General features: G+C 71.1%; 13 protein-coding genes. 7 read left to right on the top strand and 6 right to left on the bottom strand.

Going from position 1 to position 16,342, the window contains the following annotated elements; genetic code table 11:
* Positions 1-48: 48 nt before the first annotated feature.
* Entirely contained in the window at positions 49-2,481 is a 2,433-nt protein-coding gene (locus FRAQA3DRAFT_RS22440) for a CATRA conflict system CASPASE/TPR repeat-associated protein (protein WP_009741338.1), read from the top strand.
* A 25-nt stretch (positions 2,482-2,506) separates the two neighbouring features.
* On the opposite strand, the gene FRAQA3DRAFT_RS38165 is transcribed toward FRAQA3DRAFT_RS22440, so the two are convergent.
* From FRAQA3DRAFT_RS38165 to FRAQA3DRAFT_RS22415, 5 genes are all read right to left on the bottom strand, one after another.
* A complete protein-coding gene (locus tag FRAQA3DRAFT_RS38165) occupies positions 2,507-6,097 on the bottom strand; it encodes a CHAT domain-containing protein (RefSeq protein ID WP_009741337.1) in 3,591 nt (1,196 codons plus the stop codon).
* A 121-nt stretch (positions 6,098-6,218) separates the two neighbouring features.
* A complete protein-coding gene (locus tag FRAQA3DRAFT_RS22430) occupies positions 6,219-6,746 on the bottom strand; it encodes a hypothetical protein (RefSeq protein WP_009741336.1) in 528 nt (175 codons plus the stop codon).
* Positions 6,746-7,096, bottom strand: a complete 351-nt coding sequence (locus tag FRAQA3DRAFT_RS22425; RefSeq protein WP_009741335.1) for a hypothetical protein — start codon at positions 7,094-7,096, stop codon at positions 6,746-6,748. Before FRAQA3DRAFT_RS22425 ends, FRAQA3DRAFT_RS22430 begins: the two co-directional genes overlap by 1 nt.
* A gap of 329 nt (positions 7,097-7,425) precedes the next feature.
* Positions 7,426-7,848 carry a hypothetical protein gene (locus FRAQA3DRAFT_RS22420; RefSeq protein ID WP_009741334.1) on the bottom strand — a complete coding sequence of 141 codons (423 nt, stop codon included), beginning with the start codon at positions 7,846-7,848 and terminating at the stop codon, positions 7,426-7,428.
* A gap of 73 nt (positions 7,849-7,921) precedes the next feature.
* The gene (locus FRAQA3DRAFT_RS22415) at positions 7,922-8,500 is read right to left on the bottom strand and encodes a hypothetical protein (RefSeq protein WP_035921335.1); all 579 of its coding nucleotides are present in this window, start codon (positions 8,498-8,500) and stop codon (positions 7,922-7,924) included.
* A gap of 584 nt (positions 8,501-9,084) precedes the next feature.
* Between FRAQA3DRAFT_RS22415 and FRAQA3DRAFT_RS22410 the strand changes: the two genes are divergently transcribed.
* From FRAQA3DRAFT_RS22410 to FRAQA3DRAFT_RS22390, 5 genes are all read left to right on the top strand, one after another.
* Positions 9,085-11,289 carry a tetratricopeptide repeat protein gene (locus FRAQA3DRAFT_RS22410; RefSeq protein ID WP_232292150.1) on the top strand — a complete coding sequence of 735 codons (2,205 nt, stop codon included), beginning with the start codon at positions 9,085-9,087 and terminating at the stop codon, positions 11,287-11,289.
* 5 nt (positions 11,290-11,294) lie between these two features.
* Entirely contained in the window at positions 11,295-11,576 is a 282-nt protein-coding gene (locus FRAQA3DRAFT_RS22405; RefSeq protein ID WP_009741331.1) for a CATRA system-associated protein, read from the top strand.
* Positions 11,577-12,104: 528 nt separating this feature from the next.
* Complete coding sequence (locus FRAQA3DRAFT_RS22400) at positions 12,105-12,593, top strand: RNA polymerase sigma factor (RefSeq protein WP_009741330.1); 489 nt, start codon at positions 12,105-12,107, stop codon at positions 12,591-12,593.
* A complete protein-coding gene (locus FRAQA3DRAFT_RS22395; protein WP_009741329.1) occupies positions 12,590-13,204 on the top strand; it encodes a methylated-DNA--[protein]-cysteine S-methyltransferase in 615 nt (204 codons plus the stop codon). The genes FRAQA3DRAFT_RS22400 and FRAQA3DRAFT_RS22395 overlap by 4 nt, the downstream gene beginning before the upstream one ends.
* 151 nt (positions 13,205-13,355) lie before the next feature.
* Positions 13,356-14,090 (top strand): SDR family oxidoreductase, encoded by a 735-nt coding sequence (locus FRAQA3DRAFT_RS22390; protein ID WP_009741328.1) that lies wholly within the window; start codon positions 13,356-13,358, stop codon positions 14,088-14,090.
* Between the two features lie 217 nt (positions 14,091-14,307).
* Here the strand turns inward: FRAQA3DRAFT_RS22390 and FRAQA3DRAFT_RS22385 are convergent, their stop codons facing one another.
* Positions 14,308-15,207 (bottom strand): LysR substrate-binding domain-containing protein, encoded by a 900-nt coding sequence (locus tag FRAQA3DRAFT_RS22385; protein WP_009741327.1) that lies wholly within the window; start codon positions 15,205-15,207, stop codon positions 14,308-14,310.
* 129 nt (positions 15,208-15,336) lie between these two features.
* Here FRAQA3DRAFT_RS22385 and FRAQA3DRAFT_RS22380 point away from each other — a divergent pair, with 129 nt between their 5' ends.
* Complete coding sequence (locus tag FRAQA3DRAFT_RS22380) at positions 15,337-16,299, top strand: oxidoreductase (RefSeq protein ID WP_009741326.1); 963 nt, start codon at positions 15,337-15,339, stop codon at positions 16,297-16,299.
* Positions 16,300-16,342: the final 43 nt, after the last annotated feature.

The raw sequence follows: 16,342 nt of genomic DNA, 5'->3' as shown, positions 1-16,342 counted from the left end.
AACCTGAGACCCGCCCCAGCCGGGCCGCTGATCGCGCCGGAACTCGTGGTGCACGTGTTCGCCCCGGTCGGCGGCGAGCACGCGGCCGAGGCGTACGACTACCTGCGCCGGGTCTGGGACGCCTGCGGGGACCAGTTCGGCATGTGGCACCCGATGGACACGCTCGGCCTGCCCCGGCAGCCACCCGAGCGGCACCGGCCGGTGGCCGCCCAGGTCGAGGAGCCGATCGCGGCGCGGCGGCATGCCGGTCCGGGCGTGTTCCAGGGCCTGCTGCGCCGGGTGCACGACGTCCTGTGCCTGTCGGTGGTGCTCGCGCCGCCGCCCGAGTCGATGCCGAGCTGGGTCGACCTGCGTCACCGGTGGGCCCAGGTGAGCGAACCCGTCCCGGACGGGCTGCTCGGCGTGGCCGAGATCTACCAGGCTCGGCTGGCCGATCCGGCACCGGCGCGCGCCGAGCCGACGCCGATTCTCGGCGCGGCCTGCCGGCTGCTGCTGCCCGCGCCGTCGGCGGCCGAGGACTTCGACGGCCACGGCGTCGCCGCAGCGGACGGGTTCGCGGTCTGGGAGGCCGAGCGGGATGACGACGCCCGGCTGCGCCGACGGCTGGTGGTGGTCGCGCCGCACGACCGCGACGCCGAGCTCAGCGCCTGGACCTGGATCCGCGGCGGCGACGCCGCCGTGACACCGTTCGCCCGCTACCTCATGCACGCGGCCAAGCTCCGGTACCACCTGCGGGTCTGGGCCGGGGGCGAACCCCTGCGCGGCCTGCGGGCAGCGACCGACCGCGCGGCCGCCGCGGTGGTCTCCCTGATGGACGGGCGCCTGGGCACGAATGCCGACACGGGGCACGACGCCGGAAGCGCGGGTCTCCCGTCGGCGGATGAGGCTCAGCACCAGATCGCACGGCTTCGTGTCGAGACATACCACCTCGGCGCGGCGATCACTCAGGTACGACAGCTCAGGCGCACGGTCGAGATCGCCGCCGCCAACCTCGCCGGCTACGTGCCGACGCCCGCGCCTCCGGAACCCAGCGGTGAGCACGCCGCGAACACCCACCTCGGCCTGTTCGCCGACGACCGCGGTCTCGCCGGCTGGTTCGTCCAGCAGCTCGACGACGACCTGTACTACGCGGACGAGACGCTGAACGGTGGGCGGCAGGCCCTGGACGCTGCGGCGGCACTGCTCACCACGCCACCCGGCGAGCAGCCGGACCGGGCGAAAGCCGGCCACGGCCACGAGCCCACCCGCAGCATCGGCGGCCACGACGATTCCCTACGGGTGCTCGTCCTCGCGGACGAGTGGCTCCCCGGCCGAGGTGGTATCACCGCGCTGAACCGATATCTGTGCGCCGCGCTGTCCGCGGCCGGTGTCACCGTCTACTGCGTCGTCCCAACATCGTCGCCCGAGGAACAGGCGGATGCCGCGCGTGCGGGAGTCCGGCTCCTCGACGCCCAGGCCGTGCCCGGAGCCATGGGGCCCGACGTCCTGATGCGCAAGCCACCGCTACCCGCCGACGTCGTGCCCGACATCGTCATCGGCCACGGCCGGATCACCGGCGCCCATGCCAAGGCGGTCACCGAGGACCACTTCCCCAAGGCTCGCCGGCTGCACGTCGTTCACACCTCCCCGGACGAGAGCGACTGGTGGCGCGACGAGCAGGACATCGACATCGGAGCCCTCGCCGAGAACCGCACGACGGCCCAGCTCCTGCTCAGCAAGGACGCGGCCGGCGTGCTCGCGGTCGGCCCGCGGCTGCACCAGTGGATCTGCCGGGAGCTGTCGGTCTTCGACCACGCGCCCGAGCCCATCCGGCTCGACCCGGGCTTCGACGTCGCCGATGAGCCGCGACGGCGACCACCGCCCGGCACGCCGCAGGTGCTGGTGCTCGGCCGCCTGGATGACACCCAGGTGAAGGGCCTCGACATCGCCGCCCGCGCGGTCGGGCACGCGGACGGGCTGCGCGGGCCGGCGGACCCACCGGTCGAGCTCCTGCTCCGTGGCGCGCCGCCCGGGCAGGCCCGAGCGATCCGGGAGCAGGTGCTGCAATGGTCCGGACGGCCGTCGCTCGCCGTGACGGTACGCAACTACTTGCCCGACTCCGAGCGGCTCGGGCGGGACCTGCGCCGGGCCAGCCTGCTGCTGATGCCGTCGCGCGCCGAAGGCTTCGGCCTGGTCGGCGTCGAGGCGATCGTCGCCGGCACCCCCGTGCTGGTCAGTGCCCGCAGCGGCCTCGGCGAGCTACTGCGGGAGGTACTTCCCGGCCCGGACGCCGACCAGCTCGTCGTCCCGGTCCGCAACGACGACGACGATGCCGCGACGTGGGGACGGCGGATCCACGAGGTCCTCCGCAACCGCGACGCCGCGTTCGCGCGGGCGGAGTCGGTCCGCCGGACATTGCGGCAACGACGAACGTGGGCGGCGGCCGTCACCCACCTACTCACCACACTCGGCCTGCCAGAGCCGGGCGGAGCCACCCGCTGACGTCACCACCGGCACGGCTTGGCGATCAGATGCCGCTGTGAATGTGCGCGGCCCACCGGGACGGATACTCCGGCCGCCGACCACGGAGCCGTCTGGTGGCGGCGTGCAGGGCGACGGCCGGTTCGACCGGTTCGGCGCCGGTCAGGGCCGCGTAGACCTGATCGGCGACCCGGGTGGCGACCAGGTCCTTGACCGGCCACAGGGTGGCGAGGACGCGCCGGTAGCCGGCGAGCTGAAACGCCGAGGCGAGGTGGATCGCCTCGTCGACAAGCCGGAGGCCCGGCTGGGCGGTGGAGCAGGCCGACAGGTAGGCGAGATCCGCCTCCAGACGGAGCTGGGACACGTCGACGACGGTGAACGGCCGTTCCCGGTGGTCATGCAGAAGCAGTCGGCTCGACGACGGGGCGGTCAGATCGCTGTGCCCGTAGCAGGCGAAGTGCGCCCAGGCGGCGTCCGGGAGCGCGGTGTGCACCGTCTCCCAGCGGGCGTCCGGGCCGACCAGCTCGCGGACCCGGCCCGGCAGATGCCGGTGCAGGGCGGCGAGCTCGTTCGTCGCACTGGGGAGGTCGAGGTCGGCGGCTGATCCTGGCCTCTCGGCTCCTGATCCGTCGGCCCCCGGCTCGTCGACAGGCGCGGGGGTGCGCGGCATCACGACCGCGAGCACCTGCCTGGCGGACGCATCCGCGCGGCCGGCCGCCGCGGCGCCGCCGGTGCGGCGAGCGTGAATCAGCGCCCGCAGGGTCGGGGTGTGGGACGACACGACCCGGTCGGTCACCGTCGCCGGGCGGGGGCTGGATCGAGTGTCGTGCCGGCCCGCTGCGTGAACCGGCAGGAACGCCAGCGCCCCGGCCACGCACCACCACAGCCGCGGCAGGCCGCCCGGCCGGTCCGGGGCCGGCGGTTGCGGGGCTGGCAGCAGCGCATGCTGGTCGAGGTGGTGCAGGACGGGGCCGGCGAGCCGGTCCCACAGCCAGACCAGCGTCTTCGACAGCCGCTGCTGCGCCTGCTCCCGCCCGTCAGGGCCGGCCTCGATGTCCTCGGTCGCGGCCAGGGCGTCCAGGAACTCCGCGGCCTCCTCCTCGACCGCGTCCGGCGTCAGCGCGGCCAGTTCCACCGGCTCGGCGACCCCGGTCTCGGTGACCATCAGCGCATACGAGCCGAACCGGGAGACCGCCACCAGCACGACCGGGCCCCCGGCTGCCGCCCGGGTCAGCTCCACCAGCGGCGGCGGCCGCAGGAACCCGTCGAAGCCGGGCAGGCCGCGGATCCGTGCCACCAGCCCGTCGAACTCCTCGCGCAACACCCGCCTGGCCCGGATCAACTCTGCCTGGTCCACCCGGCCCACCTCGCCGCCCAGGCCGCCCAGGCCGCCCAGGCCGCCCAGGTCGCCCAGCGGTGCCGCGTAGGCGGCGCCGGCCGCCGCCGGCCGGTCAAGGTCGGCGGCCAGCGCAACGAAGCGGTCGTGCAACACCCGGTCGGCGGTGTGGAGATCGCTCAGGTCCCGCCGGGTGTCCAGAGCCTGCCCCAGCAGCACCCCCCGCCCCTGCTCGAACAGCTCCACCGCGCGGCCCGGCTCACCTGCGCGCACCGCGCACACCGCTGCCTGGGCGCCCAGTCCACCGACCTCGGCGACCAGCCCCTCCCGGTCCGCCCGCGACAGCTCCCGCGGTACCAGCTCCTCCAGCAGCCCGGCCGCCGCCGCCAGCCCGTCGACCGCCGCCGCCCAGCGGCCCCCCGCCGCCGCGGCACCGCCCCATACCTGCGCCGCCCGGGCCCGCACCCGCGGCGGGGCAGCCACGATGCCGAAGCCCTGCCGCCCGGCCTCGACCGCACGTTCCAGGTCGGCGACCGCCCCGGTCTCCTCGAACCGGGTCCGTCGGGCGATCCCGAGGTTCGCCAGGTACATGGCGCTGTCCGGGTGACCGGCGGCGATGGCGGCGACGGCCTGTTCGCCGGCGTCGACCGCACCGTCCAGATCGGCCAGCACCCCGGTCAGCCGGAAGCGGGAGCGCAGCGCGGCCCCGAGGTTCGACAGCCGCCCAGCGCGCTCGGGGTCACCGGCGGGGGTCGCAGCGACGGCTTCGTGGCAGACGGCGACCGCCTCGTCCACGTCGTCCACGTCGTCCACGCCGGTAAGCACCCGGGTGCGCCCGAACCGGGTCTGCAGGGCGACCCCGAGGTTCGACAGCATGGCCGCGCGATCGAGATGATCACCCGGGGCCGCGGCGACGGCGTACCGGAAGGCGTCGACCGCGTCATCCAGATCGGCCGACACGCCAGTGCGCCCGAACCGGGTGCCCAGAGCGGCCCCGAGGTTCGACAGATACGCGGCGCGGGAGGGGTGATCGACGTCGGCTGCCTTGAGGGCCTGCCGGCAGGCGTCGACCGCGTCGTCCAGATCGGCCAGCACCCCGGTCCGCGCAAACCGAGTACGCAGGACGGCCCCGAGGTTCGACAGCCGGTCGACCCGGTCGGGGAGACCGGCAGGGGTCGTCCTGGCGGCCTCGCGGCAGGCGTCGACCGCACCGTCCAGATCGGCCAGCACCCCGGTCCGCACGAACCGGGCACGCAGGGCGACCCCGAGGTTGTTCAGGTACATGGCGCGGTAGGGGTGGCCGTCGGGGACCATCGTCACGGCTTCCTGGCCGGTGGCGATCGCATCGTCCACGTCGGCGAGCTCCCCGGTCCGCCCGAACCGGGTCTGCAGGGCGCTCCCGAGGTTCGACAGCATGCCGGGGCGATCGGGGTGACCGGTGGGAGTGATGGTGACGGCCCGACGGCCGGCGTCGACCGCCTCGTCCAGATCGGTCGGATCGGCCAGCGCCCCAAGCCGCTCGAACCGGGTGCGCAGGGCGGTCCCGAGGTTCGACAGCATGCCCGCACGGGCGGGATGATCTGCGGGAATCGCCGCGAGGGTCCCGCGGTGGGCCTTGATCGCAGCGTCCAGGTCCGTGATCTTCCCAAGCCGCTCGTAGCGCTTCTGCAGGACGACACCGAGGTTCGCCAGCCGTCCGGCATAGTCGGAGTGATCAGCATGGGTCACCTCAACGGCCTGCCGGCAGGCGTCGACCGCGCCGTCCAGAGCGGCCAGCACCCCGGTCAGCACAAAGCGGGTGTGCAGAGCGATCCCCAGGTTCGACAGCACGGCCGCTGGGTCGAGACGAGCATCCGGGGTGGCCGCCAGCACCCGGCGGAAAAGGTCCACGGCGGCGTCGAGAGCGGGCACATCATTGGTCTGCAGACCGCGTTGAAGAAAATCCATGGCCTGGCGGACCCAGGTCTCGGGGCCATCCTGCGCCGGCTGCTGGCCCCGGCCGAAGTGGTCGCGCACCTCGTCGGGTACCGCGTCTGCTCGAACCAGACAGACGGGTTCGAGCAGACGCAGCGCGGCGGCGCGATCGTCCTGCCCGTCGTCGGGGGAAAGCACCAGATGGCGGCACCAGTGCAGCAGGCCGGCCGCATGACAGACCTCGATATCCAACATCGGCTGCGGAACCGACGCCACCAGCGCCGCCGCCTCCGCCACGGCCGACGGCTCGAGCACCGCGACATGATCATGCCCAGTCGCGAACCTGTCCAGCCTCGCCCGCACCGAGCCCAGCAGCTCGTCCCGCACCCCAGTCCCCCTCGTTCCCCGGGTCGCTACGCGCCCCCTTTCATAGCACCGCTGCGGCGACCCCGGAGCCCGGACGCAACACTCCGATTGAGGTGGGGGCGGTACGCGTAATCTCTGCTTTCTAGGGAGTCACGGTCGGAACGCAGTCCTGGATGGCCAGTGATTGTATGGCCGATTTGTACTCCTCGATGGTCACGGGTGAACTGGCGATGTGCGCTTGGGAGTCGGGGGAGACGTTGCCCCTGATCCCGACCACGTATTGGATCGCCGTCTTCTCGTCCATGCCCAGATGCATGAGGCCTTCGACCATCACGCGGGCATAGCGATAATTCAGTGGGTTGAAGAACGGCTCGCACGGATTCTCGCCGTAGAGCCATCGCGAAGGACGTTCATTTAGCATTGACTCCGCCACGTCCGAGTTCTTGTGAACATCGCGGAGGGTCCAAGGGGACGTGAAGCAGACGATGTCTTCTCGCTGCTTGTCCGGGCGAGTGGGAGTCCGGCCTCGGAACAGCAGCATGCGTCCGTAGAGTTGATTGCTGAGATCTAGTCTTCTCTCCTGTTCGAGTGCGTGCCATCGGTCAATGAGGATCTGGACGGTCTCTTCGTACTTGCGAGGGTCGATGTGGCACTCGTCGAGCATGATCATTAAAACCATTTGAGGGGCATGCGGTAGAGGCTGAAGTAGGTGATATCGTTCACGTCGCCGGTCGGTTCGACGAAGACCCCGCCGCTCGCCCAGTCCGCCTTGTTTACCGGCTGCCATCGCAGGGATCGAAGTGCAGCGTAGATCGTCACCCCGCTCATCCGGATGCCGCCGATGCGCGCTATCTCGCCGTTGGGTATTCCCGCGGCATCGAGATAGAGGCCGAGGCGGTCGATGCCGCCCTCGTCGTTGCTAGCCAGGCTGGTTCCGTACGCCCCGTAGAGAACGTACCGCGGAACGTGGTCGGAGGCCGGCTCCAGAACCGACTCCACTGCGTCCCGTGCCGCGTTCACTTGTGGCGGCTCCCTTCTCTGCCGGCCTCGGGTGAGAGAACGTATGTCTACTATCTCGGAATAACAGGGCTCCGACGTTCTCGGGATCTGTCCGGCGACCGACCGGAGGCTGGCGCGGCATTGAAGTCGCCGCCCATCGGGTCGAGCCGGCTCGAACAGGAGAACAGGAGAAATGGGCATATGAAGTAGTCGCGCACCTCGTCGGGGACCACGTCCGGTCGAGCCCGGCAGACGGGCTCGAGCAGACGCAGCGCGGTGGCGAGGTCGTCCTGCCCACCGTCGGGGAAAGCACCAGGTGGCGGCACCAGTGCAGCAGGCCGGCCGTGGCCCTAGAACGAGACCCAGCCGTATGGATTTGCCGCGTTGATGGCCATCAGCGCGTCGGTCTGTGCTCTCCTCCGCGCGTCCTCCCACCCGGCCGCGATCCTGGCGCGCTCAGCCGCTGCCGGGTCGTACCGCCGCGTGGGTAGCGGCGAACTGACGGCGGCGCGTGTGCTGGCGGTAGCGCGCGTGACGCGCTGTCGTGCGGCCTCCTCCGTTTCCTTCATCCGGCGCGCCTCATCCTCGCGGCGCGCCTCCATGGCCGCCCAGCCTGCCGCGGCGGCGGTCACCATCAAGGCGCTGGCAGCCACACGGAGCCACCCGCCTCTGCCTTTCGGCTGCGGCTCCTGAAGGGTGACCTCGCCACCATTGGCGGGGGGAGTGTCACGGCCGGCGTCGATAACGACGGGATTGTCATCGGCACTGTTCACGACCAGATGTCCTTTCTGTGTGTCGGGGGAGGAACGAGACGGATCGTGGCCGGTGGGTGCGTCGCATGGGCACCTATCCGAGGCGGGGGGTTGCCGCGTGGGAGGTCTGGACAAACCGGTACCCGGTGCCGTTCGGAAGCGCCAGCGTCAGCACCGCGGCGGAGGTTTCGATGCTCCAGCGATAGGTGTCCTGGCCCGCTCCGAGCCGCCGCGAGTCTCCTCCGCTGGCCGGGCAGGGAATCTTGCCCTGGTAGAAGCGCCCGGCCTGGCGGGCCAACGTGAGAGTCGTGGCGCTGGCCCGGTAGGTGCCGACCGCCTGGGACAGGACACCCGGGTGGCAACTGCCGGACGTGTACGCAACCTGGGACAGCACACTGGCATAGGTGCCGTCAGCCCGCAGCGTCAGATGGAACTCCGTGTAGGTCGAACCGGCGGACTTGCTGCCGTTGCCCGACAGCCAGTTCCCGACGAGGGCGGTCGGGTCGGCGGGCGGCGCCAGGGCGGGCTGAAAGCCCTCCGCCGAGGCAGGCTCGCCTCCCTGACCTGCAAAGGGCGCCGTCTGAGCGGGCCGGCTGCCTGCCGCTTGGGTGGGCCGACCGCCTGTCGGGAAGCCCGTGAATCCGCCTTCGTCCGAGCAGGCACCGACGAGCATGCCGCTAACGATGAGTATAGCCGTCATCACAGGGAGCCATGTAGGTCTCTTGTCGACTTTCCGCACTGTTCCAACTCCCGTCGCCGATCACGACAACAGCAACACAGTTGGCGGCTGGCCGCCCGGCCGCTGGGAAAACGCCGGAATACTCTGGAAAGCGGCGGCCGTCGCGTACCTTGCCGACGCGCAGCGAGGGGGATGTGGTGGGTGACGAGGTCGAGGCAGACCCGGGTCCGGCCAAGCTGTTCGTCACTCAGCTCAACCAGGCAATACTGGACGCCGAGCGGCGGCGCGGCCGCCGCTTCAAGCGGTCCACGCAGGCCAAACAGATCGGCGTCTCCCGCAGCAGCCTGTACGCCTATCTCAAGGGGACGGCACTCCCGGATACCCTTGTACTTGACCGTCTACTCTTCGTGTTCGAAGTCGCCGCCCCGGAGAGCAGAGAGCTTGGCAGGCTCCGCGATCGCGTGGATGTCGCCAGGAAACTGCGACGGAGCCGTCGGTGGGTGGATGCCGGGCGGCCGAAGTCCCGATCGGGCCGACCGGCTGGACCGGATGCGCCCTCGCAGACTGCCTTGGCCGCCGTGACGAACAATGCGGCCAGCGCCGACGCCACATTGCGACACCCCGTTCCGCGCCAACTGCCCGCGGGAATCCTCGGCTTCGTCGGGCGGCAGGCCGAGCTGGCGGCCCTCGAAGCACTCATTGCGCAGCCGACCGGCGAGCCGGCGACCACTGTCGTCACCGTCGACGGCACCGCAGCCGTGGGGAAGACTGCGCTGGCGGTGCACTGGGCACACCAGGTCGCGGATCGTTATCCGGACGGCCAGCTGTACGTGAACCTGCACGGTTTCGGCCCCGGGGTACCGCTGGATCCGGACAGGGCATTGCGCGGCTTCCTACAAGCCCTGGGGGTGGGACCAGCCGCGATCCCCGATGATCGGGATCCGAAAGGACGGCTGGAAGCGCGGGCGGCGCTGTTCCGTAGCTTGCTCGCCGGGCGTCGCATGCTCGTCCTTCTGGACAACGCGCGATCAGCGGACGACGTCCGCCCCCTGCTGCCCGGAACATCGACCTGTCTGACGGTTGTCACGAGCCGCTCCGAGCTGGAGGGGCTGAGGGTTCGATACGGCGCTGTCCGGATCACTGCCGGGCTTCTTCCCCGTTCCGACGCTGTGGCGCTGCTTGCCAGGCGGCTTCGCGCACCTGGCGACGACGTGTGGCCAGAACTCGACGAGCTTGCCGGACAGTGCGCCTATCTCCCGCTGGCGCTGGCCATCGCGGGTGCCCGCGCCGATGACGGTTCCCGGGAGGCGATCCGCCGCCTGGTCACCGACCTTCGCGACCTTCGTTCCCGGCTCGACGTCCTGGGCTCGGACGAGGCCGATCTGGACCTGCGGACGGTGTTCAAGTGGTCGTACGAATCCCTCAGCCCACCGGCGGCCAATCTGTTCGCGCTTCTCGGCCTTCACCCGGGTCCGGACATCGACGAGTACGCGTGCGCGGCGCTGCTCGGAGTGCACGAACTTCCCGGCCGAGCCCTCCGGACGCTGACCGGGGCGAACCTGCTCACCGAGCACGAACACCAGCATGAACGCCGGTCTCTTCGGTTCACGTCGCATGACCTGCTGCGCGGGTTCGCCCACGAACTCGCGGCGGGCCTGGATGCCGCAGAGACCAGAACGGCACTGGGGCGGTTGCTCGACTACTACCTCGCCACCGCGCAGGCGGCCGACGCCGCCGCCCAGCCGTGGGTCAGCTACCGGCATCCGCCGACGGCCGGCGCGGAGCCGGTGCCCGTGGCCGCGGACGTCGCCCCGGCGGGCGGCACCCTGGCGGCCACCGACGAGACACCCATATCGGCCAGCTGGCCGCAGCCGCCGATCGTGACCGAGGACGATGCGACGGCCTGGTTCGAGGCCGAGCTACCCGTGCTCCTGTCGATGGTCGAGATCGCTGCGGCGGAGGGCTTCGAATCCCACGCCTGGCGGCTCGCCTGGGCGCTCATGGTCTTCCTTCGCCGGACCGGCCGGCGTACCGAGCGCGCCGAGGTGCATCGCATGGCCGCCGAAGCCGCCGACAGGGCGGGGCATCGGCACGCGCGGGCTGCGTCCCGGCGCAAGCTGGCCGACGCGCTCGCCCGCCTCGGTCGCCAGAGCGAGGCCCACCCGCTGCTCGCCACGGCGCTTGCCGAGTTCGAAGAGCTGGGGGACGACGACGGTGCCCGCCAGGTCCACCTGTCCTTCGCCCGCGTCCTCGAGTCCGAACAGCGCTACGCCGAAGCGCTCCACCACGCGCGCGAGGCGCTGGCACTCGCCCGTGACGAGCCCGGGCCGGCGGCGGGCACACTCCGCGGCGACGATCCGGCCCGGGGCGCCGAGCCGCTGGCCGTCGCCGACTGCCTGACCTCGGCCAGCATCCAGCTGTGCCATCTCGGCCAGTACGAGGAAGCGTTGTCGGACGGGTCGCAGGCCCTCGATCTCTACACCCGCATCGGTCACCGCGAAGGCAGGGCGAACATCCTGCGTCATCTTGGGCGTGCCGAAGGAAAGCTGGGCCGCCACGCGGTCGCGATCGCCCACCATGAACAGTCCCGGCAGCTCGACAGCCAGCTGGGCGACCGGTTCTGGGAGGCACAGGCCATGGACAACCTGGCCGACGAGTATCTGGCGACCGGCGACGAGGCGACCGCGCATCGATGGCGCGAGCAGGCCCTGACCGTTCTCGAGTCGTTGTCGCACCCGGAGGCCGAGGCCGTCCGGGCGAAACTACACGGTTCAGGAGGCTGACGGCATTGCCCATCGACGACCAGCTCCGGGCGGAGACCAGGGATCTGCTGCAGGCGGTCTTGGCCTGGACAGCCAGCAGGGCATCCTGGGATCAGGCCGGCGAGATCCTCACCGCGATGAACGCCGCCCTCGACGCCGAGGACCCCACCGCTCTCGACGCCGCGATCGCGCGCCTCGAAGACCTCGACCCGCATCGGGCCACCGATGGAAACGCCGGGCCGAGGACACCCCCACCGGCACCCGTCCGAGACCGTCTGAACGAGACCATCCACAAGATCGGCAAGTAGGCCCGGTACCTGCCGGCCCCAGAGGGGACAGGCTCCGACACGGAATCCCGGACAGATCGCATGCTCCTGGTCAACGAGACCACATGATCTTCTTGTGTTGATGTTCAGACGCGTGCGCGTGCGGGTTTCCTAGTTCATCGTCTTCGCCAGGCCAGGCCAGGCCAGGCCAGGCCAGGTCAGGTCAGGTCCTCTGGCGCGGCCTCGCTCCAGCCGATCAAGAGCCAGCAGTCGACTCCGCCGAACGCGGCCTTCTCGCACCTTCTCATGATCAACGGTGGCGGTGGTGCCGCCTCGGGCCGGAGCTCAGTTCACTGCTCGCTCCCGGGGAACCGGCCGCGAAACTGCCCTCAACGACCAGTCTTCCCGCAACGAGACCCCCTGGGGCCGCGCCGGGCCGCTCGCGCTACTGCTACTCCTACGACGTCCGAGCCGCCCGTTATGTGAGCTGGAGCCGGCCAGCCGAGGCCGCGAGGGGCGACGCGAGCAGCGGTCGGCTCACACTCGGGCCGCGTGAGTCGTTCTACTGGCATGGGGCGAGAACCGTTCGAGGTCGTCGTCGAACGTTACGGGCCGATGGTGCTGCGGGTCTGCTGGGCCGTCGTCGGGCCGACGTTGGCCGAGGACGCCTGGTCAGAGACGTTTCTCGCTGCGCTGCGGGCCTACCCGGAGCTGCCGCCGGGCAGCAACGTCGAGGCGTGGCTGGTAACGATCGCCCGGAACAAGGCGATCGACCAGCTCCGCGCCCAGTCGCGGCGGCCGGTGCCGACGGAGCGTCTCCCGGAGCCGATCAGGTGGGAGGAACACGACGTCGGCCTGGACCTGTGGAACGCCCTGAAGCGACTGCCTCGGAAACAACGGGAGACCGTCGCCTACCACTACCTGGCCGGGCTTCCGTACACCGAGGTCGCCCGGCTCCTCGGTGGTAATCCGGCGTCCGCGCGGCGAGCCGGTGCCGACGGCATCGCGTCGCTCCGGAGCATGCTCGCGCCTTCGGTGCAGGAGAAAGGGCCGAGATGACTGGTCAGGACTTTCCGGAGCTGGGCCCTTTCGCCACCATGTCCGGCGCTGAGATGGACCTTAGCCGGCTGCGCCTGCGGCTGGTGGCCGAGGCGGAGCGGGAAGGCCTCCTCGACGTGGTGTACCGCACCGTGGACGCGCCGGTCGGGCGGCTCCTGCTTGCCGCGACCCGCCGGGGGCTGGTGCGGGTGGCGTACGAGGTGGAGGGCCACGACACCGTCCTCGCGACCCTGGCCGAGCGGATCAGCCCCCGCATCCTGAAGGCGGGTGGGCGGCTCGACACCGTTGCCAGGCAGCTCGACGACTATTTCTCCCGGGTCCGGTCCGGCTTCGAGGTGGATCTCGACCTGCGGCTCGCGTCCAGATTCCGGCTCACGGTGTTGGAGCACCTGCGGGAGATCCCCTACGGCAGCACGGCGAGCTACGCGGCGGTGGCCGCGCTGGCCGGAAGCCCGCGCGCGGTCCGGGCCGTCGGCACGGCCTGTGCGACGAATCCGCTGCCCATCGTCGTCCCGTGTCATCGCGTGGTGCGCAGTGACGGCGGGATCGGCCGGTACGTCGGGGGCGACGACGCCAAGCGGGCCCTCCTTCGGCTCGAAGGGGCGGTCTGACGATGGCGGGCCGCTGGCCGGAGCGTCGGAGCGCCGGAGCGCAATCGGCACCTCACCTTCTGGGTGGCCCCGGCGTCTTCCGGGTGAGAGACGCACCGGTGCTCTCGCCGCCGACGCCACGGCGGCGTGCCGAAACTCGGATTGGACACGTATGTCTGTCGCACTCGTCACGGGAAGCAGCCGCGGCCTGGGCTTCGCTACCGCGCAGGCCCTCGGCCGCCTCGGCCACCGGGTCATCGTCACCGCACGCGACCAGGCCTCGGCCGACAGGGCCGCAGCCGACCTGACGGCGAAGGGGTACAACGCCGAGGGGCTGACGCTCGACGTCACGTCGCCCGACAGCGTCGAGGCGGCCGCGAACCGGGTGCTGGAACTGGACGGTGGGCTGGACATCCTGGTGAACAATGCCGGAATCCTGCCCGAGGCCACCGACGGTGAGCAGCACGAGTTCGCCTCCCTCAAGCTGTTCAAGGACACGTATGCCACCAACGTCTTTGGGCCGGTCGCGGTCGCCGAGGCGTTTCTGCCCCTGCTGCGCAAGAGCCCGGCCGGACGGATCGTCAACGTCTCCACGACGATGGGTTCGCTCAACGACCAGGCCAATCCCGAATCGCCTTACTACTCCACGGTCGTGCCGGCATACCAGAGTTCGAAGGCGGCGCTCAACAGCGTCACGATCGCCCTGGCCAAGAAGCTCGCTGACACCCCCATCAAGGTCGTCTCCGTCTGCCCCGGTTTCGTGCGGACCGACCTGACGCCCATCAACAAGGAGCAGGCTCCGCTGACCGCGGAGCAGGCGTCGGAGGTCGTCGTCCGGGCCGCGACCCTGCCCGCGGACGCGGCCTCGGGAACGTTCTTCGACCGATGCGGCGCGGTGGCCTGGTAGGCGACGAAACCTCACTCGCCCGGTGAGACACCGGCCAAGCGAGTGCCTCCCTCGGGTGGCCTTGGCCCAGTGCCACGGAACCCGGGCTGATCGTGCGGTTGCGGGGTTGAACGTGCGTACTCGACCGCGTGGTCGAGAATCTTCCGTCAGTGTGCGGACCATGCTGGCGGCGCGGGTGACGCCGTCCAGCTTGGTGTGAGGCCGTCCGGCCCTGGGCTCAGCCGCCGGCGGTGAGATCGGTCGTTCGAGCGACCTCGCGGACGATCTCGCGCAGCAGCGGCAACGCGGGGCTCGCCGCGTCTGCCCGCCAGACCAGGACGACGTCCGCCTCATCGTCGACGAGCGGAACGAACGCCACCCCGCTGTCTCGTAGGCTGCGCGCGGACAGCGGGAGGCGGGTGACTCCGACGCCCGCGGCGACCAGCGCGAGCAGGCTCTGCGGACCGGTACCGCGCTGCACGACCCGCGGTCGGTAGCCGGCGCGGGCGAAATCCGCGTCGTACTTGCGGTGCCAGGGCGGCCACGAACTTCGCGGGGTGAGTACCCAGGACTCGTCGGCCAGCTCGGCGAGGGTCAAGGTGGCCCGCTCGGCCAGCGGATGGCCTTCGGGCAGTACCGCTGCCACCGGTTCCCGGAGGATCACTTCGGTTACCAGGTCCTCCACGAGCGGCGGGCGACTCAGCCCGGCGTCGAGCCGTCCCTGCCGTAACCCGGCGACCATCGCCGCGATCGTCACCTCCTCGGCCCGCAGCGACGTCTCCGGATGAGCGACGTGAAAGGCCCGGACGACGGGTGGCATCACGTAGTTCGCCACAGACGCCAGGAACCCGACCCGCAGCTCCTGAGCCTCACCGCGGGCGGCCCGGCGGACCGCCTCCACGGCCCGCTCGGCCTGGACCAGCAAGGGTTGTGCCTCGCGGAGCAGCACCGCTGCGGTGGGGGTCAGTTCCACCCCGCGGGCACTGCGGGTGAACAGGGTGACTCCGAGCTGGCGTTCCAACACCCGGATCTGCTGGGAAAGGGACTGCTGCGTGATGTGCAGCCGCACCGCGGCGCGGCTCAGGTTGCGCTCCTGAGCGACGGCGACGAAGTAGCGCAGCTGCCGCAGCTCTGGCATCACGAGTGCACATTAGCCAGCCAGGCGGCCAGCCAGCGGTGGCTGGCTTCCCGTGCCACAGGCTGTGGCTGTGTCCGGGAAGGCGACCGGTGTTTCTCCCACCCGGGCCGCGGCTCCTACGCTGCGATCATGACCGCAGATGACACCTCCCGCGTCTGGTTCATCACCGGCTCGTCCTCCGGCTTCGGCCGTCATATCGCCGAGGCCGCGGTGGCCCGTGGGGACCGGGTGGTCGCCACCGCCCGCCGTCCCGAGACGCTCGACGACCTGGTCGCCAGCGCGCCCGACCACGTGCTCGCCCTTCCCCTCGATGTCACCCGACCCGAGCAGATCGAGTCCGCCGTCAGCGCGGCGAACAAGCGATTCGGGCGAATCGATGTCCTCGTCAACAATGCCGGGAACGGATCGGTCGGGGCGGTCGAGGAAATCGAGCTCCCCGAGCTGCGCACCCTCATGGAGACGATGTTCTTCGGGCCCGTCGCCCTCACCCAGGCCGCGCTCGCGGGTATGCGCGGACGGGGTGGCGGTGCGATCGTTCAGATCACGTCCATGGGCGGCCAGGTCACCATGCCGGGTTTCGGCGCCTACTGCTCGGCGAAGTTCGCCCTCGAGGCGATGTCCGAGTCGCTGGCCGCCGAGGTCACCCCGCTCGGAATCCAGGTGCTGATCGTGGAGCCGGGTGCCTTCCGAACCGGGTTCGGCGGGACGGGCCTGCACCGCTCCCCGTCGATCGACGCCTACGCGGCGACGGTCGGCCCGACCCGCGCCGCCGTGGACGGCATGGACGGGACCCAGCCGGGCGATCCGCGCAAGGTCGCGGCCGCCGTCCTCGCCGCTCTCGGCGACCCGGCCGCGCCCCTGCACCTTGCGCTGGGCGCCGACGCCGTCGAGGCGATCCGCGCCGCGCAGGACCGGCGCCGAGCCGACCTCGACGCCTGGGAGTCGATCAGCCGTGACGCCGCGCTGGACGACAACGCCGCGCTGGACGACAACGCCGCGCTGGACGACAACGCCGCGCTGGACGACAACGCCGCGCTGGACGACAACGCCGCGCTGGACGACAACGCCGCGCTGGACGCGACGGTGGTCTGACGCCCACCTGCCTTCTCGACCCGCCACGAACCAGCGGTCGGTG

The sequence above is a fragment of the Frankia sp. QA3 genome, from assembly GCF_000262465.1.
Lineage (GTDB): Bacteria > Actinomycetota > Actinomycetes > Frankiales > Frankiaceae > Frankia.
The sequence above is the reverse complement of the archived record's forward strand: the minus strand, read 5'-3'. Positions and strand labels throughout refer to the sequence as shown.

Coding starts and splice junctions, on each gene's coding strand:
- FRAQA3DRAFT_RS22430 (WP_009741336.1), bottom strand. CDS start 6,746: ATGATCATGCTCGACGAGTGCCACATCGACCCTCGCAAGTACGAAGAG.
- FRAQA3DRAFT_RS22415 (WP_035921335.1), bottom strand. CDS start 8,500: ATGCTCGTCGGTGCCTGCTCGGACGAAGGCGGATTCACGGGCTTCCCG.
- FRAQA3DRAFT_RS22400 (WP_009741330.1), top strand. CDS start 12,105: ATGGGGCGAGAACCGTTCGAGGTCGTCGTCGAACGTTACGGGCCGATG.
- FRAQA3DRAFT_RS22395 (WP_009741329.1), top strand. CDS start 12,590: ATGACTGGTCAGGACTTTCCGGAGCTGGGCCCTTTCGCCACCATGTCC.
- FRAQA3DRAFT_RS22390 (WP_009741328.1), top strand. CDS start 13,356: ATGTCTGTCGCACTCGTCACGGGAAGCAGCCGCGGCCTGGGCTTCGCT.
- FRAQA3DRAFT_RS22385 (WP_009741327.1), bottom strand. CDS start 15,207: ATGCCAGAGCTGCGGCAGCTGCGCTACTTCGTCGCCGTCGCTCAGGAG.
- FRAQA3DRAFT_RS22380 (WP_009741326.1), top strand. CDS start 15,337: ATGACCGCAGATGACACCTCCCGCGTCTGGTTCATCACCGGCTCGTCC.